The sequence below is a fragment of the Methylovulum psychrotolerans genome (assembly GCF_002923755.1).
In the GTDB taxonomy this organism is placed as follows: Bacteria; Pseudomonadota; Gammaproteobacteria; order Methylococcales; family Methylomonadaceae; genus Methylovulum; species Methylovulum psychrotolerans.
Genome location: NZ_PGFZ01000007.1, coordinates 231,279 through 254,874, shown reverse-complemented (window position 1 = coordinate 254,874; position 23,596 = coordinate 231,279). Strand labels below are relative to the sequence as shown.

Sequence of the window (23,596 nt, the reverse complement as noted above, 5' to 3'; positions counted from 1 at the left end):
GAGAATAGCTCTAAATTATCATTTTACAAGCGCATTGACCAACAAAATCGTTGCGGAATCTGCACATTTACACTTCCTACAAAATAATCCGCGCCAATTGGGCAATTAATTATAAAATAGGCTTTTTTAAACTTGTTTTTTGATGACGGAACATATTATGAACCAAAACACCATAAACCTTATAGAACAATACTATGCCGCTTTTAATAGCGCCGACATGGCAACTTTTTTAAACTTGCTCACCGATGATGTCATCCACGACATTAACCAAGGCAAGCGGGAAATCGGCAAGGAAGCTTTCACTCAGTTTATGGCCTGCATGAACCACAACTACAAAGAGCAACTGGTCGACATGGTCATCATGGCGACTGCCGACGGTAGCCGTGCCGCCGCCGAATTTACGGTGCTGGGCGAATATTTGCAAACTGACGAAGGCCTGCCCGTCGCACAAGGGCAAAAATATCGCTTACCCGCCGGGGCATTTTTTGATATCCGTGACAACAAAGTCGCCCGCATCACCAATTATTATAACCTGCAAGACTGGATCGCCCAGGTCAGCGCGTAACGGGGAACCGCCGCCATCACTGCCGATCCTGTGGCAAGATGGCGGCGGCAGGGTTACTTGGCCGTGTTTGCCACGCTTTTGTACCCGCCCACACATAAAGGCGCGGCCAGCACCAGCAAACACATCAGCCACCGCACTAACTGTTGGTTGGTCAAAGTAAACCGTAACGACAGCAACAAACGTCCGCCCCCGCCCGGATAGGCCAAAATCAAATCGCGGCTTCGCCAAAACTCCCACGTCTCGCCCACAATCAAGCCTAAGCCCGTCGCCAATAAGGCATACCCCAACCAATGCGCTTGGGCGTAATAGCGGCCACACGGCAACAGCCCGGTTTTCAGCACATCCCGCCGCTGGCCAGTTGCTATCAGCATTAAACCTAAGACACCGGCCACCGCCATGCTTGCCGTTAACACAGGAAAGCTAATATAACGGCCATTGACCGCCAAACACAAGCCTTTAAACGCCATAAAACCGCCCAACAGCCAATACAGCCGATGCAGCCAATCAGCCAGCCGGACATTCATGGTTTGCCCCGCCAATAGCGTATAGGCGTATTGCAACATCAATCCTGCCAAAGCCGCATTAACGCCGACCACCGCTAAGGTCAGCAACCGTTGCCACACCGTATAGCTGGTATACCATAGCCACTCTATTTGCTGTGTCCATAGCAAAGCCATGATTTGCACCGCCAACAGCAACGCGGCCATCGGCACTATCGGCAAGGCCTGCAAAGGCTTACGGAACACCAAAACAGCCGCCAGAAATAGGGCTAACGCCGCCAGCCACCCTTTATACCATTGCGGGTCTTCATACACCTTACCCGTCAACGGAAACACCTCTTCCCTATCGACCGAAAACAGCCCCCAATTAGCGCCCACCACGCCTTCCAACTCGCTTTTCCAAGACTGGTTAATCGCCTCGACGATGTTGTAGTCAAAGCCATTGGCACTGGCGACGCTAATCAGCCCCCTAATAAATTTCGCCTCGTTAGCGACACTGGGCACCGCCCAACCCCGTTGGCGGCCTTCGCTGGGCCAGCCCGATTCACCGATCAAAATCGCCTTGTCTGCCCCCATTGCCCGCGCTTGCTGCTGGACATGCTTATAAATGCGTTCGATATGTGCAGGGGCCTCATCAACCGGAATCGGTTCGTCCTCCCAATAGGGCAGAATATGGATAGTGATAAAATCCACTTCCTTAATCAGCTCAGGGTACTTCATATACATCGACCAAACATCCGCATAAGAAACGGGCTGCTTAACCGCCTGCTTGACAGCCCGAATATAGCCGATCAGCTCGTTTATCTCTAAATCGCCACGCAACAACACCTCGTTACCGACAATCACGCGCTTGACCACATCGGGGTTGGCGTTGGCGGAGCGGATCAGCCCGTCAATCTCCAATTGGTTGCCTTTTTTGATACCCCCTAGCCAGGCTCCTTGGATCATCGCCAGACCGTATTTACGCGCCAAAGCAGGGATTTCCGGCATTGTACCTTCAGCACTGGCATAAGTACGGATAGAACGGGTTTTTTCGCTCATTAGGCGCAAATCCGTATCCAGTTGCGCCACATTAGGAAACACCCCATCCATCGGCCCTTGGCCTTCCCAAAACGGCGCAAAAGATAGGCTATTGAGCTTACCCTGCGGCACATCGGCCCCAACATCTTGGGGCTGGTTCGCCAGCCAACCGCCTGTCGCGGCCAACAAAATAATCAATATAACAGTGACAACAAGTTTCATATAAACGCCGGACTCAGAAAAACAGGAGGGAACAGAACAAGCAAAACATGCCGTCTTCAGATACCGTTAAAAAAACCCGGCACCACCACTTTCAGATAAGCAATGCCCGACAGTTTTTTGTATTTGCCGATGACACACTCCCCGATGCTAGCCCAACCCTACCCAGTGACTATATTATCAGATACTAACATCTTATAGGGCAATTTCGCTTAAAATAGGGTCTTTTTAATAGCCAGACGGCATAAAAAAACCGCCGCACCCCTTTTACAAGAAATGTCTGACGGTTTTAAGGGATGCTCTTAGCCGCCCGCCACCGGAGGGGCGGCGGGGCGGCGCAACCTACTTAGTTCTTGCTTTTGTCAACGATTTGGTTAGCTTTAATCCAAGGCATCATGCTGCGTAATTGCGCACCGACCACTTCAATAGGATGCTCGGCATTCAAACGGCGTTTAGCGGTCATTTCAGGATAATTGGTCATACCTTCGACGATAAATTGTTTCGCGTATTCACCGTTTCTGATGTTCTTTAACGCTTCACGCATCGCCCAACGGCTTTCTTCGTTGATAACTTTAGGGCCGGTGACATATTCACCGTATTCGGCATTGTTGGAAATGGAGTAGTTCATGTTAGCGATACCGCCTTCATACATCAAATCCACAATCAGCTTCAACTCATGCAGACATTCGAAATAAGCCATTTCCGGCGCGTAACCGGCTTCAACCAAGGTTTCAAAACCCGCTTTGATCAGCTCAACGGCACCGCCGCACAATACCGCCTGTTCGCCGAACAAATCGGTTTCGGCTTCGTCACGGAAAGTCGTTTCGATAACGCCTGAACGGCCACCGCCAATTGCTGACGCATACGACAAACAAATCGCTTTAGCCGTACCTGAAGCATCTTGGTGGACAGCGATCAAATCAGGCACGCCGCCGCCACGCACAAATTCAGAACGCACGGTATGACCCGGTGCTTTAGGGGCAATCATAATGACATCCAAATCGGCGCGCGGCACGACTTGGTTATACAAAATAGAGAAGCCGTGGGCAAAAGCCAATGCCGCACCTTGTTTAATGTTAGGCAGGATTTCGTTTTTATACAACTGCGCCTGGAATTCATCAGGGGTCAAAATCATAACGATATCGGCGGCCGCAACGGCTTCGGCGACATCCATCACCGCCAAACCGCAGGCTTGGGCTTTGGCAACTGAAGGTGAGCCTGCGCGTAAACCGACGATCACTTCAACGCCGGAATCTTTCAGGTTAAGCGCGTGGGCGTGGCCTTGCGAGCCGTAACCGATAATGGCGACTTTTTTGGCTTTGATGATAGATAAATCGGCGTCTTTGTCGTAATAAACTTGCATTGTTGTTCCTGTTTTTTAGTTATCAGTTTGTTAAAAATAAATAGGGGGTTAAACGCTTAAGCCCTTCTCGCCTCTGGAGATACCCGTAGGTCCGGACCGGACGACCTCAATAATGGTCGAAGGCTCAATTGCGGCGACAAACGCATCCAGCTTCTCGGACGGCCCCGTCACCTCAATGACGTAGGTCGTCGCCGTCACATCCAGGATTTTGCCACGGAATATCTCCGCAAGGCTGCGGATTTCATGGCGGGTCGAGCTACTGGTTTTTACCTTGACCATCATCAGTTCGCGCTCGATATGGGTGGTTTCGGCAAACTCAATCAGCTTAACCACATCAATCAGCTTATTCAGCTGTTTGACGATTTGCTCGACCACCTGTTCGCTGCCGTTCGTCACCAAGGTCATGCGCGACAAGCTGGCATCTTCGGTCATCGCCACGTTCAGCGATTCAATATTATAGCCCCGCGCCGAAAACAACCCGGCTACCCGTGATAAAGCACCGGACTCATTTTCAATCAATAAGGAAATGATATGCCGCATTATGCCAACTCCCTGTCCGTTGTGGTGCCGGTGGCAACCCGTAATTTCATATCATGGTGGCCTTTACCCGCTTCAATCATCGGATAAACGTTTTCTGTCCGGTCGGTCATAATGTCCAAGAACACAGTACGGTCTTTTAAGGCAAACGCCTCTTCCAATGCCCCGCGCACCTGTTCCGGCTTGTCAATACGCATCCCGACATGCCCATAAGCCTCGGCCAATTTGACAAATTCAGGGATGGTATCCATATAAGAATGCGAATAGCGGCTCTCATAAGAGAATTCCTGCCATTGCCTGACCATGCCCATATAACGGTTATTTAAGTTGATGATCTTAATCGGCGTTTTATATTGTAAAGCGGTGGACAGTTCTTGTATGCACATCTGGATACTGGCCTCGCCGGTAACGCAAGCGACCTCCGCGTCGGGAAATGCCAATTTTACCCCAATCGCCGCCGGCAAACCAAAGCCCATTGTCCCCAAACCGCCCGAATTGATCCAGCGGCGCGGCTTGTCAAATTTATAGTATTGTGCCGCCCACATTTGATGCTGGCCGACATCGGAAGTGACATAAGCGTTACCTTTGGTCACTTCATACAATTGTTCAATCACATACTGCGGCTTAATCAGCTCGCTGCCACGGTCAAACGCCAAACAATCCACCGCCTGCCATTCGGCAATCTGTTGCCACCAGGCTTCCAAGGCCTTTTTCTGCGGTTTGTTTTTATAGTCTTTATGGTCTTTCAGCAGACTGATCATGTGCTGCAAGACATTTTTCACGTCGCCGACAATCGGCACATCGACTTTGACGGTCTTGGCAATTGATGCCGGGTCAATATCAATATGGATGATTTTCGCATAAGGACAGAACATATCCAGCTTGCCCGTCACCCGATCATCAAAACGCGCCCCGACCGCGATAATCACATCGCTTTCGTGCATCGCCATATTGGCCTCATAAGTGCCGTGCATCCCCAACATACCGATAAATTGCTTATCGGTCGCCGGATACGCCCCTAAGCCCATCAGGGTATTAGTCACCGGAAAGCCCAACAGCTTGCTAAAGTCGATCAGTTCTGCGCTGGCTTCGCCCAACACCACGCCGCCGCCCGAATAAATGACTGGCTTGCGGGCCCCCAACAACAGCTCGACGGCCTTTTTGATTTGCTCCTTATCACCGCTCACGGCAGGTTGGTAAGAGCGCATCACGACTTTTTTCGGGTATTTGTAAGGGACTTTAATGTTAGGGTCGGTAATGTCCTTAGGAATATCGACCACAACTGGCCCCGGACGGCCTGTCGTCGCCACATAAAACGCCTTCTTGACGGTCTCGGCCAATTTCGTGACATCCTTCACCAAGAAATTATGCTTTACGCACGGGCGGGTAATCCCCACCATATCGACTTCTTGGAAGGCATCGCTGCCGATGACCGGAGACGGCACCTGCCCGGAAATGATGACCATAGGGATAGAGTCCATATACGCCGTGGCAATCCCCGTCACGGCATTGGTCGCCCCAGGCCCTGATGTGACCAACACCACGCCAGGCTTACCCGTGGCACGGGCATAGCCGTCCGCCGCATGGGTTGCCCCTTGCTCATGACGGACAAGAATGTGTTTAACAGCATCTTGCTGGAAAATGGCATCATACAGATGCAAAACCGCCCCGCCAGGATAACCAAAAATATACTCTACGCCTTCGTCTTTCAGACTTTGGACGAGAATTTGTGCACCACTTAGCTCCACGCTCACCTCAAAATAAACATGTTTTGTCGATGGATATCGAGTTATATCCGCCCCTCCAAAAAATCGCCCAATGAGGGGAATTTTCCGCCAGAAAACGGCTCAATAATTTTTTATTTAATGCTGTCACTTTTCCACAACATAATCTTAGGTATTCTACTAGGTTCTTAGTAAAATTGTAACGTTCATCTAATCAGGCGGGCTTATTTACACGGCCAGTGCCGATGCCGCTATTTTTAAGTAACTGACGTTACGCAGTAACGTGCTTTACCCCCGTTTGCCGCGCCGAACATCGCAGGTTTTTTCGGGATCAGCCCGAATACCCATAGGGCATAAAGGGGCGCGGCAGGGATGCCGCGCGTCGGCAGGTGCACCCAAAGGGCATAAAGGCACGAAGCCCACTCTGCCGACCCCCGACAAAACCGAGAAGCGCAGGATCAAGCGGCAACCGGGCCGCCTTTTCTTTGGATACTTTCTTTTGGCGGAGCAAAAGAAAGTATCTCGCCTTCGGGTGCGAGAACCCGATTAAAAACCGTCGCGACAGCGACTCATCGCTACATTTTTCAATATCGAAAAATGATTGCGTAACACCAGTTAAGTAACTCAAGAGGTTCCCGTAACAGCCATGACCCATAAACTTATTGCCCCCTCCCTCGTCGTCATATTTCTGGCAGGCTGTGCCAGCGAACCGCTGCAACCGACCAATCCTACCCCCAAAACTATCGCCATCACCCCCATACCCGAAGCCCGACCACAAAAGCTAGAAAACTACAACAGCCCGTCCGAAGCTGATATGAACGGGGGCGACTATTCCGCTATGGGGATCACCGGCGATTATGCCGGCCTCTATTCGGTGCAAAACTTTATCAATTTTATGGTCAGAAAGCATGGTTTTTCGCAAAACTACCTTAACGGCCTGTTTTCGCAAGCCCAGCGTCTGGATTCGGTGATCAAACTGGAAAGCCCGGTCGCCGCACCTACCACGCCCACCAAACCGCATTTGGGCAGTTGGACGCGTTACCGCAATAAATTTTTGACCGAAGCCCACATCAGCAATGGCGTGGAATTTTGGCGCAGCCATGCCGATGCCGTCGAGCGGGCCAGCCTCCAGTACCACGTTGACCCCGAATACATTGTCGCCATTATTGGCGTAGAAACCTACTTCGGCAAAAATGTCGGCAAAACCCGCATTTTTGATGCCCTCGCCACCCTAAGCTTTTATACCGAAAGGCGATCGAAGTATTTTACGTCGGAACTGGAGCACTATCTGTTGATGACCCGCGAAGAAGGTTATGAGCCGCGCCAACCCGTCGGTTCTTGGGCGGGGGCAATGGGGTTGGGGCAATTCATGCCCAGCAGCTTCCGGCATTTGGCGGTGGACTTTAACAGCGATGGCCGCCGCGACATTTGGCATCCCGAAGACGCGATAGGCAGTGTCGCCCACTATTTCTCCAAAAACGGTTGGCAACTTAACCAACCCGTCACCTACCAGACCAGCCCCTCCACTGACCCGGCAGTCATTGAGCTGAGCACCTACGAAGGCAGCGAATATTGGTTTATCCAGAAAAACTTCAAGGTGATCAAGCGCTACAACAACAGCAACAAATACGCCATGGCCGTACACCAACTCGCCCAAGCCATTAAAGACCGCTACTACTAGCCAAGCCCGGCGTAGGGACAAATAAGCCCCTACGCCGCCTAAGCCCAGAACCGTCAATCCGCCGCCAACCCCAAAGCCTGCATTTTATCCGCCGCATAAGCCGCTAAAGCCTCCAACACGTCGGCATTCGTGTCCGGCAGGGCGCGTAAGCTCTCCAATTGGCGAAAAAACGCACTAAACGTCAAGCTCCCCGCCCCTGCCCTGCCCGTCAAACGGTCAACACAGCTTTGCCGCCACGCTTGCGCCTCGGTTGCCGACAAAGTGTGCGGATAATTACGCGCCCGATACCTAAAGAGCATTTCCGGCAAGCGCGGGTCGGCAAACGGAAACCGCGCCGCCGCCAACGTCTCAGCGGGCAGCGTGGGGATTTTCGCCATTTGCCGCTTATCGGCATCACTAAAAAATCCGCCGCTATACAAAGCCAGATCAGGATCGGCGGGAACGCCCGGCGCATCGCCGACCGCCGCGAACACCGCCGCCACTTTCGCGGCAATATCAGGTGCCGCCTGTAAGGCCGCCAAATGCGCTTGGCACTGGGGCAAATCCACGCCCAAACGCTCCCTATCGGCAGGCCGCAGTACCGACATTGGCGCTAAAACCGGACATTTATTGATATGCACCGTTTTTAGCGGTATCCGCGCCGTACCTTCGGGCAAAGCCTCGGTCGCCGTGAACAGCCGCTGGCGAATCTCCTCCACCGACAAGCTTAACAGCGGCGTAGGATCAACCGCCAAATCATAAACCACCACACCATTGGTATTGCCCGGATGCTGGCATAACGGCACAATCACTGCCAAACAATGCCGTAAGGCCGGATACATACCCGAAACATGCAACAACGGCACAAACCGCCCCAACTGCAACAAGTTTAACGCCTCATACTTGCTACGGTGCTGCCAAAAAAACTGGTACAGCTTCGGCTGTTTCGTCTTAAGCAGTTTAGCGACGGCAATAGTGGCATAAACATCGGCCAGCGCGTCATGGGCATTGGCATGGCCGATACCGTTGGCGGCGGTCAAGTGCTCGAGCCGGAAACTGGGCTTGCCCAGCCCGTCAACAGGCCATTGGATACCGTCAGGACGCAAGGCCTTAGCCGCCCTGACCACATCCAGCAAATCCCAGCGCGAATTGCCATGCTGCCATTCCCGTGCATAAGGGTCGTAAAAATGCCGATACAGGCTATTGCGCGTTACTTCATCGTCAAAACGGATGCTGTTATAGCCTAAGGCACAAGTATGCGGACGCGCCAATTGGGCATGGATGAGGCGGATAAATTCCGCCTCGCACACACCGTTTTTGGCCGCTATTTGGGGGGTAATGCCGGTAATCAGGCAAGCGTCAGGATGCGGGAGGCTATCGGCAGCAAGCTGGCAATACACCACCAGCGGCTCGTCAATAATAGTAAAATCGTTGTCGGTACGGACACCGGCAAATTGCGCGGGCCGATCCCGTTGCGGGTCGGCGCCAAACGTCTCATAATCATGCCAGTACAGGGTCGGTGAACTCAAGCACGCCCTTCTGCTTCAAGTTTTTTACGTTTATCGCATTTCTCTACACAGACACAGTCGCTATTAACCCCGCCACAAGAGCCTTTAATGGCTTTTCTGCCAAAGATCACCCCAATTGCCATTAAGCCGACTACCGCCAGCATGACCGCAAAGGTCACTAAAAAATAGGTCATTATCTTATCCTCAACATGTCTAAAAAATCACTTCTTAACTGACGTTACGCAGTAACGTGCTTTACCCCCGTTTGCCGCGCCGAGCATCGCAGGGTTTGTCGGGATCAGCCCGAAGGGGCGCGGCAGGGATGCCGCGCGTCGGCAGGTGGGCAGGAGCCCACTCTGCCGACCCCCGACAAAACCGAGAAGCGCAGGATCAAGCGGCAACCGGGCCGCCTTTTCTTTGGATACTTTCTTTTGGCGGAGCAAAAGAAAGTATCTCGCCTTCGGGTGCGAGAACCCGATTAAAAAAAACGTCGCGACAGCGACTCCTCTCTACATTTTTCAATATCGAAAAAATGACTACATAACATCACTGCTTACCTCAATGGCCACGGTCTAAGGTTTTCAGTTCCTTTAAGCGGCCATTTTCAAAACGTAAATACTGCTGCAAACGTCTGCGGCCAAAATCATAAACCCATTCCTCAACCACCACATCCACTTCGGCGTATTGCTGCAAACCTATATTGGTGGCGGTATTCGGGTAAACCGTCGCGCCGTCACCAAAATAATTCGACTCACTGGCATAATGGCTGACGCTACGCCTTTCGAGATGGGTATCAATAGAATCAGGGTCGCCGCACTTATAAACGACATCGTTCTTACTGTTGCCCAATTCGACCAACTCATGGCCGCAACGTAAGGCAAGCACAGACTGGGAAATGAGCAGACAGAAAAATAGTAGCAATAATCTTGATGGTCGCATAGGAAGCTCCAAAACAGTCAGCGCACAGCGGCCTTATCCGATGATAAACAACGCTGCCAATACTGACGATTGTAACCTATACAAAATGAATGGGTACTGAATTTATAAAAAAAATCCCCTTCCGCAAGGACAGACCAAAGCGGAAGAGGATTGTTTTGCCGTAAGCGACTTAGCCGCCGAAATCGTCCAACATAATGTTTTCGGGTTCGACACCGTTATCTAACAGCATTTTGATCACTGAGCTGTTCATGATTGGCGGACCGCACATGTAAAACTCACAATCTTCTGGTGCCGGATGGTTTTTCAGATAATGTTCATAAACCACGTTATGGATAAATCCGGTATAACCGTCCCAATTATCGTCCGGCAGCGGGTCAGATAACGCCACATGCCATTCAAAATTGTCATTTTCACGGGCCAGCATATCGAAATCTTCAACATAGAACATTTCGCGCTTGCTCCGCGCACCGTACCAGAAGGTAATCTTACGTTTGGATTTCAAACGGCGTAACTGGTCGAAAATGTGCGAACGCATCGGCGCCATACCTGCACCACCACCGATGAAGACCATTTCCGCTTCGGTTTCTTTAGCGAAAAATTCACCGTAAGGGCCGGACACGATACATTTATCGCCAGGTTTCAGGCCAAAAATGTACGATGACATAATCCCAGGCGGGACATTTTCAGCGGCGCGTGGCGGCGGCGTGGCAATACGCACGTTCAGCATAATCTCTTTTTCTTCAGGGTATGAAGCCATAGAGTAGGCGCGTAACGCGGGTTCTTTCACGTCGGAGACATAACGCCACAGATTGAATTTATCCCAATCGTCACGGAAACGCTCTTCCACCAAATAATCGCTATATTTAACGACATGCGGCGGACATTCGATTTGGATATAACCGCCCGCACGGTAGTTAATAGCTTCGCCTTCCGGCAAATCCAACACCAACTCTTTAATAAACGTGGCAACGTTATGGTTAGACTTAACCGTACATTCCCATTTTTTCACCCCAAAAACACTGTCTTCCACTTCAATCGACATATTGTTTCTGACCGTGACTTGGCAAGAAAGGCGTTCGCCTTCCGCCGCTTCACGTTTGGTGATGTGCGAGGTTTCAGTCGGCAGAATATCGCCGCCGCCTGAATGGACTTTCACGCGGCATTGTGCGCAAGTACCGCCGCCGCCGCACGCTGATGACACAAACAAACCGTTATCGGCTAACGCGCCTAACAGTTTTGATCCGACCGGCACATGGATTTTCTTCTCGTCATTGATCAGAATTTCCACATCACCGGCAGCCACCAACTTACTTTTGGCACCGATAATGAGAAATACCAATGCAATCACGAAACCCGTGAAAATAATAATGCCTAAAATAATTTCCAACATTACGACACCTTCCTATAGTTGGATTCCAGAGAAAGCCATGAAGCCAAGCGACATCAGACCCGCAGTAATAAAGGTGATACCCAAGCCTTGCAGACCAGCCGGAATGTCACTGTATTTGAGCTTTTCGCGCACACCCGCCATAACGGTAATCGCCAAAGCCCAGCCTAAGCCGCTACCGATACCGTAAGTGACGCTTTCGCCGAAGTTGTAGTCACGCTCAATCATGAACAGACTACCGCCCAAAATGGCGCAGTTTACGGTGATTAACGGCAAGAAGATACCTAAGGCAGAATACAAAGCCGGAAAGAACTTATCTAAGATCATTTCCAAAATTTGTACCAAAGCGGCAATCATACCGATACAGCTTAACAACGCCAAAAAGCTCAAATCCACGCCTTTAATGCCAATCCAAGACAAAGCGTCTTCTTTCAGCAGGGTGTGATAAACCAAGTTATTGGCAGGAACGGTAATGGCTTGCACCACCATAACCGCAACCCCTAAGCCCATCGCCGTGGAAATTTTCTTGGAGACCGCAATAAACGTACACATGCCCAAAAAGAAGGACAAGGCTAGGTTTTCGATAAAAACGGCTTTTACAAATAAACTAATATAGGCTTCCATTAGTGATGCCCTCCTTCACCATGCGCAATCGGCATAATTTTAAATTCGACTTTTTCGGCTTGTTCGGGCTTCCATTGACGGACACTCCAAATAATCAAACCGATGATGAAAAACGCACTAGGCGGCAATAACATCAAGCCATTAGGGTCATACCAGCCGCCGTCTTTGGTCAGGTGGAAAATTTCATTGCCCAATAACTTGCCTGAGCCGAACAATTCCCTGAAAAAAGCGACGATAACCAAAATCAAGCTATAGCCCAAACCGTTACCGATACCGTCCATGAAGCTCTCCAGCGGAGGATTTTTCATGGCATAGCCTTCGGCGCGGCCCATAACGATACAGTTGGTGATGATCAAACCGACAAACACCGACAATTGCTTGCTGACATCGTAAGCGAAGGCTTTCAAGATCTGGTCAACCACAATAACCAGCGACGCGATGATCGTCATTTGCACGATAATACGGATGCTGCTGGGGATGTGGTTTCTGATCGCGCTGATCGCGGCGCTAGAAAACGCCGTGACCAAGGTCAATGCCAACGCCATAATCAATGACGTGGACATTTGCGAGGTGACCGCCAACGCCGAACAAATACCTAAGACCTGTAAGGTGATAGGGTTATTGCTGACCAGCGGCTCTATTAATACTTTTTTTGTTTCGTCATTCAATACAGCGCTCATTAGGCACCTCCTTTGACGGTTCTGACTTTGCTCAAATACGGGGCAAAACCTTCTTTACCCATCCAGTATCTGACTAAGTTAGAAACCCCCGTACTGGTTAAAGTTGCACCGGCAAGGCCGTCCACTTGGTATTGCGAACCCGGCTTGCTGTTGTCCACCACGCCTTTGATCAAGGTCAAAGCCGGTTCGCCGATATCGGCTTCAGTAATCAGGCCTTTATCAAGCGAAGGCTGATCGGTTTCGGCATAGACTTTTTTACCTTTCCACAGCGCCCGCCAGTTAGGGTTAACGACTTCGCCACCCAGCCCCGGAGTTTCTGCTTGGTCATAAAAGTTGATGCTTTGTACGGTCTGACCATCGGCATCTAACGATAAGAAGCCATAGAGCGTAGACCACAAACCATAACCGTTAATCGGTAAGATAATGGATTTGATAGTACCTTTTTCCTTCACCAAAAACACTTTCGCATATTTGGCTTTGATTCTGATATGGGCAATATCTTTGTCTTTTGGAATAGCAACGTTTTGGGCGGGGTCTTTCGCCGCCTTACGTTGGTCATAGTCGGCGGCATTAATGCTGTCAATGTATTCGCCGCTTTCCAAATCAACAATTTTCGCTTCGATCTTTTCGGCAAAAGCGGCGTCAATATCGCTGCCTTGTTCTAAAAGACCCGCCACATCAAGAATATTCTTCTTCATGTCCATTTCTTTGTTCATGACTTGCAGAGGCTTTAAAGCAACCGCCGCCATAGCGACAAACACCGCACAAACCAAGCACAAAGACAAAGCGATAGCGAACGTCTTTTCTAAGCTGTCATTGCCTAAGGCCAAAACCTTATCGCGGTAGACAGTAAATTTTCCATAATAGTGGCACAGCGTTTCTTTATTAAGCATGGCGTTTCATCCTTCTTCTGATATTGGCCTGAATGACGAAGTAGTCAATGGTAGGCGCGAACATGTTAGAGAACAGAATTGCCAACATAATACCTTCTGGGAATGCAGGATTCACGACTCTGATTAAGACGGTCATACCGCCGACTAAAGCGCCGAATATCCAGCGGCCTGTGTCAGTCATCGCGGCACTGACGGGGTCAGTCGCCATATACACCATACCGAAAGCAAAACCGCCGATAGTCAAATGCCAGTACCAAGGCAAGGCAAACATCGGGTTGGTGTCGCTACCGATCATATTAAACAACAATGACGTTGCCACCATGCCTAAAAACACACCCGCCATAATCCGGTACGAAGCCACACGGGTATATAACAGAAACGCCGCACCGATTAAGATAGCGATAGTGGAGGTTTCTCCCAAACAGCCCGGCTCAAAACCGAACAGGGTTTGGAACCAAGTGTAATGGGCGTTATAAACCGCTTCCAAGCCACCGTTTGCCGCCAAGCCCAGTGGGGTTGCCGCCGTATAACCGTCAACAGCCACCCAGACGGAGTCGCCGGAAATGGAAGCCGGATAAGCAAAATACAAAAACGCCCGACCTGTTAAAGCAGGGTTTAAAAAGTTTTTGCCGGTTCCGCCGAACACTTCCTTACCGATAACGATACCGAAAGAAATGCCTAACGCGACCTGCCATAACGGCATGTCAGGCGGCATAATTAAGGTGTACAACATGGATGACACCAAGAAGCCTTCATTGACTTCATGGCCGCGCACCGTGGCGAACAACACTTCCCAAACCCCGCCCACCGCTAAGGTGACGAAATAAATAGGGAAAAAGTACAACGCGCCATGGGCGATGCAAGACAGTGGGTTAGACGGGTTATAGCCGAAAATCATCATCGGCAAACTGCGCCAATTGCCGATTTTTTCCAAACCCATTGCTTCCATTGCCAAATTGGCCTGATAGCCCGTGTTATACACAGCCATCAAAACGCAAAACAAGGTAGCAATCACCACAAACGTCATTGTCCGTTTCAGGTCGTTACCGTCACGAACATGGGTAGTGCCGCGTGTTACAGAAGCGGGCGTATAGATAAAGGTATCGACCATCTCATAGAGACCGTAATACTTTTCTAACTTACCGCCTTTTGTAAAATGCGGCTCTATGCTATCTAAAAAATCTCTAGCCGACATTATCCTTCCTTCTCAATTTTAGTTAAATTCGCTCTCAGCACAGGCGCGAAATCATGTTTGCCCGGATCGACGAAGGTAAATAAAGCCATATCTTCTTCGATAACTTCCAAACAACCCAATAATTGCGCTTGGTCCGAATCGCCCACCAGCAACGATTTCAACAACGGGGTAGGCAAAATATCCATAGGCATGACCGTTTCATAAATCCCCACAGGAACGACCGCACGGTTACTGCCGTTTTTGTCGGTTGTTAAAGGGAATTTACGGTTATCTTTACGGTCAACGCTGGAGGTGTAAACGTTAAGGGCAGAATACTTATCCTTACCCGGGACAATCCAGCCAAACAATTCACGCGCCCGGCCTTCTTGCAAGACCGACACTTGGTTGCTGTAGAAACCCAGATAAGCCGCCCAACCGCTGGCTTCATGACCGTACAAGACCGAACCGGCAATAACGCGGCTTTCAACACCGTCAGCCAATTCGCCAGCGACCAGATCATCGGCATTAGCGCCGACACGGGTGCGCAGCAAACGCGGATTTTTTGCGGTAGGCCCCGCTAAGGACACCACGCGCTCAACATTTAAGCGGCCTGTCGTGAACAACGCCCCAATCGCCATAACGGCTTGGTAATCCAAATGCCAGACAAACTTGTCGATATTGACCGGATCGAGCAAATGGATATGGGTGCTGGGCAAACCGGCCGGATGCGGGCCGGAAAAATCGGCAGTCAGCACCGCCGCATTGCCGGTAGGAATATCGCTGCCCGTGGCTTTACAGACGTACGTCTTGCCCTCGGTCAATTTGGCGATAACCGTCAAACCGTTGATGAAATCAGCGGCGCGTTCTTTAATGATGACCGCCGGATCCGCCGCTAAAGGGCTGGTATCGATGGCCGTCACAAAAACGGAACTGGGCTGGCTATCAACGGCAGGCGTTTTGCCATAAGGGCGGGTACGGAAAGCCGTCCATAAACCTGAGGCAAGCAAACTTTCTTTGATTTGCCCAACGCTTAAGGCGTTCAGTTCTGCTTCGTGATATTTGGCGAAAGTGATTTCGTCATCACCCTGTAACTCAATAACGACCGATTGTAAGACCCGTTTCTCACCACGGTTAATAGCCTTAACAATACCGGCGCCTGGAGACGTAAAATTGACCCCAGGATTTTTTTTGTCACTGAACAGGATCTGGCCTAATTGCACCTTATCCCCTTCACTGACTAACATGGTAGGTTTCATGCCTACATAATCCATACCCAGAACAGCGACCGATTTAATGGCGTTGCCATTATCAATCACTTGCTTAGGCTCCCCTGTAATCGGTATATCTAAACCTTTTTTAATAGTAAATTGCATAGTTGAAGCCTACTCTCCCAACAAGTTGCGGCGAAACCATCCCGTTATTTTAAAAACTGCAAAAATAAAGGGGCGCATTAAGATGTGTAACACTTTCATTACATCATAAAAACAGGGTTTTCTCAACTCCACAAAAGCGGTACACAGTCCTTATGCCGTCGGTAAGACACTCTTTTTACTGTAAAAAAGCATTATTAATTCAGTGCATTATGGTCATAATAAACCCCAGCCACATTGAAAGCTGTAGTAAGGTTTAACCGACTATTTCACTAGGAAGAACCCACAGGACACGGAGCAGCCGCCTGAAAAACGCTGCGAGCTCCGTGGCGAAAGCTGTTTAAACTGTGGATTTGAAGGCAGGGGGCGATTGCCCTAAAAAATTCAGATACAGGCTTTTAACCGGGCGGCCAAGCCATTTGCCGGCCACCCAAAACATGCAGGTGCAGATGATAGACTTCCTGCCCACCGTGCTTATTGCAGTTGATATTGACGCGGTAGCCGTTGTCGGCCAAACCTTCCTGCTTGGCGACCGCCGCCGCCGCTTGCAAAAGCTGCCCGGCTAGTTCTGGGTTAGCCAATTCGTTTAAGGTCGGCACATGCTGCTTAGGGATAACCAGCACATGCACAGGCGCACGCGGGTTAATATCCCGGAACGCCAAGACATTATCATCTTCAAACACGACATCCGGCTTGATGACACCAGCAACCATTTTACAAAACAGACAATCCGACATGATAGATACCTTCTCTAGTTAAAAAACCTTCCGGTCATTAAACGCATGGGACAGCGTGCCGCTGTCGGTAAACTCCAATTCGCCGCCCATCGGTACACCATGGGCGATACGGGTAGCCTTGACTTGGTGCTTACGCGCCAGTTCGCCAATAAAAAACGCCGTGGCTTCACCCTCGACAGTGGAATTGGTCGCTAAGATCAATTCCTTGACCTGCCCCGCCGCCAATTGTTGGCGCAACAAATCCAGCCCCAATTCATCAGGGCCGATACCGTCTAGCGGCGACAGCCGCCCATGCAGGACAAAATACCCGCCTTTGAACACGGCAGTCTGCTCCACCACCCAAACATCGGCGGGATTTTCGACAATGCAGACCAAGCCCCTATCACGCGCAGGGTCGGCGCAAATCACACAGAGCGCGTCTTCGGTCAGCGTCCGGCATTGCGGGCAGTGGTTAATGTTATCGATAGCCAACAACAGCAATTCGGCCAGCCGCCTGGCTCCCTGACGGTCACGCTGCAACAGGTAAAACACCATACGCTGCGCGGTTTTTGCCCCGACCCCAGGCAAACAGCAAAAGCTTTGTATCAACTGCCCTAACAGGCCTTTTTTGGACATATTAAGCGATGCTTAAAACGGCATTTGAAAACCGGGTGGCAACGGCATACCCGCCGTTAACGCGGACATTTTTTCTTTTTTCATTTTTGCCACTTTATTCACCGCGTCATTAATCGCCGCCGCCACCAAATCTTCCAACATATCCCTATCATCACCGACTAAAGACGGGTCAATCGTCACTTTTAAAGCTTCACGCTTGCCGTTCATGATAATGGCGACCAAGCCGCCGCCGGATTCGCCCTGCACCTGCATGGCAGCAATTTCTTCCTGCGCTTTTTTAAAATCTTCCTGCATTTTTTGCGCTTGCTGCATGAGATTTCCTAAAGGGTTCTTCATTTTTTCTCCTTGTATAATGGCTACACAGGCTCAATGGAGCCGGACAGAATCCTGGCATCCATCTGATCTTTTAAAGCCTGCACGTTAGAATCGGCATTAATCGCCCCGACTGCCGCTTGCTGGCGGTCTTCCCGCTCCTTAAGCAACTGCATAGCGGGCGTGGCGACGGTCATTTTTTCGGCATTGAAGACCAACTTGACGGGCTTCCCGCAATAGGCATGTAAGGCCTTTTGCAGTTTTTCTTCGGCGACCGCCCCGCGCAACTGCACATGCCCCGGATCCAGCCTTAATACACAGCTCGTGTCATCCAGACGCTCCAGCACACAATTATTCGCCAGCTCACGGGTCATACCGCCCAAACGCATCGCGGCAATCATATCCACCCATTGATCGCCGGACGGGCTTGTCATTACCGCTTCAGCGACCGGACTCGCCACGGTTATGGCAGACGTTGGCATAGCAGGCTGGGACGGCGGTGCGGACAGTGAAGGCGCAACGGCAACAGGCGGCGGCACAGGTGGCACGGCGGCAGGCCGGGCAACAGGTTTGGCGGTAGCGGTAGCCAAAGCTACGGGCTTAAAAGCCAACATCCGCAATATGACCATTTCAAAACCGCTGCGCGGATCAGGCGCCAATTCCAAATCCCGCTGCCCTAACAGGCCGATCTGGTAGTACAACTGCACATCTTCCGGTGCCAGCTTGGCCGCCAAATCGGCGAGCATCTCGGCATCAAAATCTTGGCTAAGCAGCCCCGGCACATACTGAGCCAAAGCCACCCGATGCAAGACTTGCAGCACTTGCGCCAGCACATCGCTAAAGTCGCTGGTCAAATCGGCCATTTCATGAATGGTTTGGAAAATGGCGGCTACATCTTGGCTGGCCAACGCCTGTAAAATATCCGCGACCGGCTGTTGCGCCACCGTCCCCAGCATCGCCTGCACCTCCGTCAGCATCACCGTACCCGCGCCATAGACAATCGCTTGGTCGAGCAAACTCAGGCCGTCGCGCATACTGCCATCGGCGGCACGGGCAAGCAATTTTAAGGCGGGGGTTTCACAGGCAATGGCTTCCTGCGCCAAAATGAAACGCATTTGCGCAAGGATTTGCTCCGGCAATAAGCGTTTAAGGTTAAATTGCAGACAACGGGACAGGACGGTGACAGGGATTTTTTGCGGGTCGGTGGTCGCCAGCAGAAACTTGACATGCGGCGGCGGCTCTTCCAAGGTCTTTAATAAGGCATTAAAGCTATGCCCCGATAACATGTGCACCTCGTCAATCAAATAGACCTTATAGCGGCCTTGATTGGGGGCATACTGGGCATTATCAAGTAAATCGCGGGTATCTTCAACTTTGGTGCGGGACGCGGCATCGACTTCGATCAGGTCTAAAAAACGGCCTTCATCGACGGCAACGCAAATGGGGCAAACGCCGCAGGGATTAAAGTTTTGGAGATTTTCGCAATTGATGGCTTTAGCCAAGATCCGTGCCAGTGTGGTCTTGCCGACACCGCGGGTTCCGGTAAATAAATAGGCGTGATGTAAGCGATTGTGGGCGAGTGCGTTAGTTAACGACTTGACGACATGCTCTTGTCCGACAACTTCTGTGAAATTAGCGGGACGCCATTTTCTGGCGAGAACCTGGTAATTCATTGCAGGCTCGAAATTGATTAGGCTGGATTGGGCGGAAGTCGTACCAGCCACATCCCGGCACACGAATCTGCTGTTACCGTTGCTCCCTTCCGGACCTGGCGGGGTTCACAGCGTATCGTTGCGGGAGGACCGGCACGACAACCATAATGCTTGAGCCTTATCGGCTTAAGGCTGGCTATTATGCGTCAGCTTTAACCGAAACACAAGCACTATCGGCAAATTTCTGCGCAGCCTAAGGCTAGCCGCTTCCATAAACCTTCCTGCAAGCCGGCAAAACCCTTATCTAAACAAGATGATTCCATATACCCGACCCTCAAAAAACCCACCCAGACAAACTGACGGAAAAACGCCAAGGCGGCACTGGCCGCCCAAGCAATTACGCCGCATTACCAACAGCCCTTACGGCTTACCCGTGTAACTGGTGTATCATAGGGGGATAAAGGCGTAACGGCGGCACACCCAACCCATTGCCCATGAACGCCCTTCCCGCACTTACCTTTCTTTAGCCAACGTTACGTTATGACTAAAAAACACCTTGCTTTATTTGTCTTATTTGCCTTATTGATAACCGCCATTGTGCTGTTGGTGCCGCAAACCCAACAAACCGCCGGGGTTATTCCGCCCGCAACGGTTTACAACCGTTCGGAAGAGACCAGCAGTGTCGAAAAGCCCTGCTCCAACGAGCATCCCGAATGGCGCGAGGCCCAAACCATTGAAGGCGTAGAGATAGCCCCCGCCCCCGCCTGCGAACCCGATAACCCCTACGAAGTCGCCGCCTCCGTCAAAGGCACCAACAATATCTCCATGGGGACGTTAATGCAGACCGATCTGGCGCAAGATGCGCTGATTATGGGCGAAGATACCGACCAAGACGGCGACCCCGACATTATCCATATCAAACTGGAAGTGGTGGAGTTGAACGGCGCTAGCCCAGACGGCGAATTTTTAATTGACACCTATCCTATCGCCCCCGGCATCCAACCCGGCTTATGGGTGTACGCGCCCAAATCACGCGGCATGGCGGTGAAAAACTTCCAGTCCCAAGTCGCCAACCGCCTGCTGCGAGCCCCCTCGCCGACCATCCGTGTCGAGCAAGGCGATAAAGTCTACATCACCTTAGAAAACACCCATTACCTGCCGCACACCATCCACCTGCATGGCGTTGACCATGCGTGGCATAACGCAGCGGGCGAAGACAACGACGGCGTTGAAGAGCATCCGGTTTTCCCCGGCAAAAGCCACACCTACGAAATCCAACCCCGCCACGCAGGTACGATGCTCTACCATTGCCATGTCCAAACCGCCCAACACTTTATGATGGGTCTGAACGGCATGTTTGTTGTCGAAGAAAACCGCCCCAATAACTGGGTACAAACCTTTAACGTTGGCGCCGGGCAAGTCCGCCACCCGTCCGTGGCCGTCAAAGCCGATTACAGCCAAGAATATGACCTGCTTTACCAGTCCATCGACAAAAAACTCGCGCAAATCATCCAAAATGCCAGCGACCCGCGCCTGATCGCCCAGCGCATGAGCCGCGACTACAATATGACCGAGTCATTTGAGAACTACTTCATGCTCAACGGGCATTCCTTTCCCTACACCCTGCGTGACAGCATCATTAATGTCGGCGATAACGAAGCCATTAAACTGCGCATTGCCAACACCCAACGCACCGCCGTCGCCATCCATTTCCACGGCCATAAAGCCACCATTACCGCCTACGACGGGGTCGACCAACCCGAAGGCCTGCGCCTGACCCGCGACGTGTTCGACATTGCCCCCGCGCAACGCATCGACCTGAAATTGCTGACCCAAAATAACGGCGTGAACAGCTACGGCCCCGGCTTATGGATGTTTCATGACCACGTCCCGACTGGCACGACCAGCGACGGCATGGAACCGGGCGGCAATATGGCGCTGCTGGCTTATAAGCAATTGGTCGACGAACAAGGGATGCCGAAAATGCACGACGAAATGCTCGGCGAAGTGTTCAGCAAAGATTACTACGCCAAAAAACAAGCCCCTTGGAACCAAGGCGACTTTAAACACCTGCTCGGTGATGCCGGACTGATCGCCCCGCCCTACTGGCAAATCATCGCCTTTGGCTTAGCCGCCGGCCTGTTGGTCGGCCTGGTGCTGGTGTTTGCCATCAAACGCAAATAAGCCTGGAACACACCCACAATGACTGACTTAACGCCCCCCAAAACGATGAAAACCGCCCTTATCTTAAGCCTGTTGCTGTTAGCCACCCATCCGGCCCCTGCCGCCATGCACCACCATGCCGGCATGGTGATGGACGAAAAAGGCATGATCATGAACGACAACCCCGACACCTTGCCGCGTGACTGCCAAAAGCTATCGGAAACCGTCGACATCACCATCCATGCCGGACAACAACACGCCACCCGCTTCAACGGCAAAATGTTCGCTTTCGACCAACAGGAATGGCATGTCAAGCCTTGTGCGAAAATCAACATCACCTTCATTAATGACGACCAAATCCGCCACCAACTGATGATCCACGGCCTGCCCGGCTACTTATACCCCGAAGGCATGTTCCACCTGGAACTCAACGGCGCGGGCGAGTTGAAAGCCTCGCTGATTATGCCCAGCCAGAAAAAAACCTATCTGGTGCATTGCGAACTGCCACAACATGCGGAAAAAGGCATGAAAGCACAACTGAAAGTGGACGGCGGCGACGGCGACTTGCCCAGCATCCCCGGCATCAGCGCCGCCGTTAAAGCCGACAGCTACCCCGTGGACTGGACGCGCACCAATGTCGGTATCCTGCTACTGTGCGCCTTAGCGGGCATCGCCGTGCCGTTTTTTATCCTAAAGCTAAAATAACCCAAACCCGCACCCACAAAAAAGCCCGCCACCCCGTTCGCAAGCGGCGGGTTGGCGGGCTTTTTTTGTTCGTGTCTGTCATGGGGCGGTTTCCGGCGGAACAGCTTCCCGCCAGAATACACGGCGGGTTTATTTGCCGTATTTTTTGCGGAACTTATCGACGCGGCCTGCGGTATCAACCACACGCTGTTTACCTGTATAAAAAGGATGGCATGATGAGCAAACCTCAATTTGCAGGTCTTTTGCTATTACCGAGCCAGTGACAAAAGAATTACCACAACCGCAAGTTACGGTAATTTGTTTATAGTTTGGATGAATATCTGGTTTCATATCACTTTCACATTACCCGCAAACGGGCTACATACTTATTAAAGAACCATCTATAATACGGTTTTATGGCAGAAACCGCAACCTACAAATAACATTATGCGCATCATCACCTTAAATACTAACGGCATCCGCTCAGCCGAACGCAAAGGCTTCTTTGCTTGGATGCAGCAACAAGACGCTGATGTGGTCTGTATCCAAGAAACTAAAGCCCAATTGCACCAACTCCCCGCCGACCCTTTCCACCCGGCAAACTATCACTGCTTCTACCACGATGCCGAAAAAAAAGGCTACAGCGGCGTTGCCCTGTACTGCAAAAAAGCCCCCGACAAGGTCATCAGCGGCATCGGTTGGGCGGATTTTGACCGCGAAGGCCGTTTTATCGAAGCCCAATTCGGCAAGCTCAGCGTCATCTCCCTGTATTTGCCCTCAGGTTCCTCCAGCGAAGAGCGCCAAGCGGTCAAATTTAACGTTATGGAACGCTTCGCCCCTTACCTGCAAGCCCGCATCCAGGAAGGCCGCGACCTCATCATCTGCGGCGACTGGAACATCGCCCATAAAGAAATTGACCTGAAAAACTGGCGCGGCAATGTCAAAAACTCCGGCTTCCTGCCCAAAGAACGTGCCTGGCTCAGCCAGCTCTTCGCCGACGGGCAATGGTGGGACGCGTTCCGCTTGGTCAACCCCGAAGCGGAACAATATACTTGGTGGTCTAACCGCGGCCAAGCCTGGGCAAAGAATGTCGGTTGGCGCATTGACTACCAAATCGTCAGCGGCTCCTTAAAAGACAAGGTGCAAGCCGCCAGCATCTACAAAGACCAACGCTTTTCCGACCACGCGCCGTTGCTTATGGATTATGATTATCCCTAAGCCATTTAAGGCCGTTTCCGGCACGATAAAACCCTACCGCCTAAGTTTTCTG

Annotated in this window: 23 protein-coding genes and 1 other RNA gene; 5 read left to right on the top strand and 19 right to left on the bottom strand. The window is 51.3% G+C overall.

From position 1 onward, the window contains the following. The first annotated feature begins 157 nt into the window (after positions 1–157). Positions 158–565 (top strand): ketosteroid isomerase-related protein, encoded by a 408-nt coding sequence (locus tag AADEFJLK_RS15835; protein WP_088621561.1) that lies wholly within the window; start codon positions 158–160, stop codon positions 563–565. A gap of 53 nt (positions 566–618) precedes the next feature. Here the strand turns inward: AADEFJLK_RS15835 and AADEFJLK_RS15830 are convergent, their stop codons facing one another. The 4 genes from AADEFJLK_RS15830 to AADEFJLK_RS15815 all read right to left on the bottom strand — a co-directional run bounded on the left by AADEFJLK_RS15830 (position 619) and on the right by AADEFJLK_RS15815 (position 5,952). Next, on the bottom strand, positions 619–2,307 hold the full coding sequence (locus AADEFJLK_RS15830; protein ID WP_103974916.1) for a glycoside hydrolase family 17 protein: 1,689 nt from the start codon (positions 2,305–2,307) through the stop codon (positions 619–621). 343 nt (positions 2,308–2,650) lie between these two features. Then, the gene (gene ilvC, locus AADEFJLK_RS15825) at positions 2,651–3,667 is read right to left on the bottom strand and encodes a ketol-acid reductoisomerase (RefSeq protein ID WP_103974915.1); all 1,017 of its coding nucleotides are present in this window, start codon (positions 3,665–3,667) and stop codon (positions 2,651–2,653) included. Positions 3,668–3,715: 48 nt separating this feature from the next. Beyond that, positions 3,716–4,207, bottom strand: coding sequence for an acetolactate synthase small subunit (gene ilvN, locus AADEFJLK_RS15820; protein ID WP_088619134.1), 492 nt, complete (start codon positions 4,205–4,207; stop codon positions 3,716–3,718). Continuing rightward, positions 4,207–5,952 carry an acetolactate synthase 3 large subunit gene (locus AADEFJLK_RS15815; protein ID WP_088619133.1) on the bottom strand — a complete coding sequence of 582 codons (1,746 nt, stop codon included), beginning with the start codon at positions 5,950–5,952 and terminating at the stop codon, positions 4,207–4,209. Before AADEFJLK_RS15815 ends, ilvN begins: the two co-directional genes overlap by 1 nt. A 622-nt stretch (positions 5,953–6,574) precedes the next feature. Between AADEFJLK_RS15815 and AADEFJLK_RS15805 the strand changes: the two genes are divergently transcribed. Then, complete coding sequence (locus tag AADEFJLK_RS15805; protein WP_103974914.1) at positions 6,575–7,609, top strand: lytic murein transglycosylase; 1,035 nt, start codon at positions 6,575–6,577, stop codon at positions 7,607–7,609. Positions 7,610–7,662: 53 nt separating this feature from the next. Here AADEFJLK_RS15805 and sbcB read toward each other — a convergent pair whose 3' ends face one another. The 14 genes from sbcB to ffs all read right to left on the bottom strand — a co-directional run bounded on the left by sbcB (position 7,663) and on the right by ffs (position 19,635). Next, positions 7,663–9,117, bottom strand: coding sequence for an exodeoxyribonuclease I (gene sbcB, locus AADEFJLK_RS15800; protein ID WP_103974913.1), 1,455 nt, complete (start codon positions 9,115–9,117; stop codon positions 7,663–7,665). Continuing rightward, positions 9,114–9,290: a (Na+)-NQR maturation NqrM gene (gene nqrM / locus AADEFJLK_RS15795; protein WP_103974912.1), complete on the bottom strand. Its 177-nt coding sequence runs from the start codon at positions 9,288–9,290 to the stop codon at positions 9,114–9,116. Before nqrM ends, sbcB begins: the two co-directional genes overlap by 4 nt. Positions 9,291–9,654: 364 nt before the next feature. Beyond that, positions 9,655–10,035 (bottom strand): DUF2845 domain-containing protein, encoded by a 381-nt coding sequence (locus tag AADEFJLK_RS15785; RefSeq protein ID WP_103974911.1) that lies wholly within the window; start codon positions 10,033–10,035, stop codon positions 9,655–9,657. A gap of 169 nt (positions 10,036–10,204) precedes the next feature. Then, the gene (gene nqrF / locus AADEFJLK_RS15780; protein ID WP_088619128.1) at positions 10,205–11,425 is read right to left on the bottom strand and encodes an NADH:ubiquinone reductase (Na(+)-transporting) subunit F; all 1,221 of its coding nucleotides are present in this window, start codon (positions 11,423–11,425) and stop codon (positions 10,205–10,207) included. Positions 11,426–11,437: 12 nt separating this feature from the next. Then, positions 11,438–12,046: an NADH:ubiquinone reductase (Na(+)-transporting) subunit E gene (gene nqrE, locus AADEFJLK_RS15775; protein WP_019867002.1), complete on the bottom strand. Its 609-nt coding sequence runs from the start codon at positions 12,044–12,046 to the stop codon at positions 11,438–11,440. Next, positions 12,046–12,726, bottom strand: coding sequence for an NADH:ubiquinone reductase (Na(+)-transporting) subunit D (locus AADEFJLK_RS15770; protein WP_088619127.1), 681 nt, complete (start codon positions 12,724–12,726; stop codon positions 12,046–12,048). The genes nqrE and AADEFJLK_RS15770 overlap by 1 nt, the downstream gene beginning before the upstream one ends. Continuing rightward, positions 12,726–13,619, bottom strand: coding sequence for a Na(+)-translocating NADH-quinone reductase subunit C (locus tag AADEFJLK_RS15765; protein WP_088619126.1), 894 nt, complete (start codon positions 13,617–13,619; stop codon positions 12,726–12,728). Before AADEFJLK_RS15765 ends, AADEFJLK_RS15770 begins: the two co-directional genes overlap by 1 nt. Continuing rightward, a complete protein-coding gene (locus AADEFJLK_RS15760) occupies positions 13,612–14,814 on the bottom strand; it encodes an NADH:ubiquinone reductase (Na(+)-transporting) subunit B (RefSeq protein ID WP_088619125.1) in 1,203 nt (400 codons plus the stop codon). The genes AADEFJLK_RS15765 and AADEFJLK_RS15760 overlap by 8 nt, the downstream gene beginning before the upstream one ends. Further along, complete coding sequence (locus AADEFJLK_RS15755; protein ID WP_088619124.1) at positions 14,814–16,166, bottom strand: Na(+)-translocating NADH-quinone reductase subunit A; 1,353 nt, start codon at positions 16,164–16,166, stop codon at positions 14,814–14,816. Before AADEFJLK_RS15755 ends, AADEFJLK_RS15760 begins: the two co-directional genes overlap by 1 nt. 395 nt (positions 16,167–16,561) lie before the next feature. Next, on the bottom strand, positions 16,562–16,900 hold the full coding sequence (locus tag AADEFJLK_RS15750; protein ID WP_103974910.1) for a histidine triad nucleotide-binding protein: 339 nt from the start codon (positions 16,898–16,900) through the stop codon (positions 16,562–16,564). Positions 16,901–16,918: 18 nt separating this feature from the next. Further along, positions 16,919–17,515: a recombination mediator RecR gene (gene recR, locus AADEFJLK_RS15745; protein ID WP_088619122.1), complete on the bottom strand. Its 597-nt coding sequence runs from the start codon at positions 17,513–17,515 to the stop codon at positions 16,919–16,921. A gap of 12 nt (positions 17,516–17,527) precedes the next feature. After that, complete coding sequence (locus AADEFJLK_RS15740) at positions 17,528–17,851, bottom strand: YbaB/EbfC family nucleoid-associated protein (RefSeq protein ID WP_088619121.1); 324 nt, start codon at positions 17,849–17,851, stop codon at positions 17,528–17,530. A 20-nt stretch (positions 17,852–17,871) separates the two neighbouring features. Then, positions 17,872–19,500, bottom strand: coding sequence for a DNA polymerase III subunit gamma/tau (dnaX, locus tag AADEFJLK_RS15735; RefSeq protein WP_103974939.1), 1,629 nt, complete (start codon positions 19,498–19,500; stop codon positions 17,872–17,874). Between the two features lie 38 nt (positions 19,501–19,538). Further along, positions 19,539–19,635: signal recognition particle sRNA small type (gene ffs, locus AADEFJLK_RS15730), an RNA gene on the bottom strand. A 384-nt stretch (positions 19,636–20,019) separates the two neighbouring features. Here ffs and AADEFJLK_RS15725 point away from each other — a divergent pair. Then, positions 20,020–21,663, top strand: coding sequence for a multicopper oxidase domain-containing protein (locus AADEFJLK_RS15725; RefSeq protein WP_103974909.1), 1,644 nt, complete (start codon positions 20,020–20,022; stop codon positions 21,661–21,663). 45 nt (positions 21,664–21,708) lie between these two features. Continuing rightward, positions 21,709–22,347 (top strand): plastocyanin/azurin family copper-binding protein, encoded by a 639-nt coding sequence (locus AADEFJLK_RS15720; RefSeq protein WP_103974908.1) that lies wholly within the window; start codon positions 21,709–21,711, stop codon positions 22,345–22,347. A 129-nt stretch (positions 22,348–22,476) separates the two neighbouring features. On the opposite strand, the gene rpmE is transcribed toward AADEFJLK_RS15720, so the two are convergent. Continuing rightward, on the bottom strand, positions 22,477–22,677 hold the full coding sequence (gene rpmE / locus AADEFJLK_RS15715) for a 50S ribosomal protein L31 (RefSeq protein ID WP_088619118.1): 201 nt from the start codon (positions 22,675–22,677) through the stop codon (positions 22,477–22,479). A 96-nt stretch (positions 22,678–22,773) separates the two neighbouring features. On the opposite strand from rpmE, the gene AADEFJLK_RS15710 reads away from it, so the two are divergent. Then, entirely contained in the window at positions 22,774–23,544 is a 771-nt protein-coding gene (locus AADEFJLK_RS15710) for an exodeoxyribonuclease III (RefSeq protein WP_103974907.1), read from the top strand. The last annotated feature ends 52 nt before the right edge of the window (positions 23,545–23,596 follow it).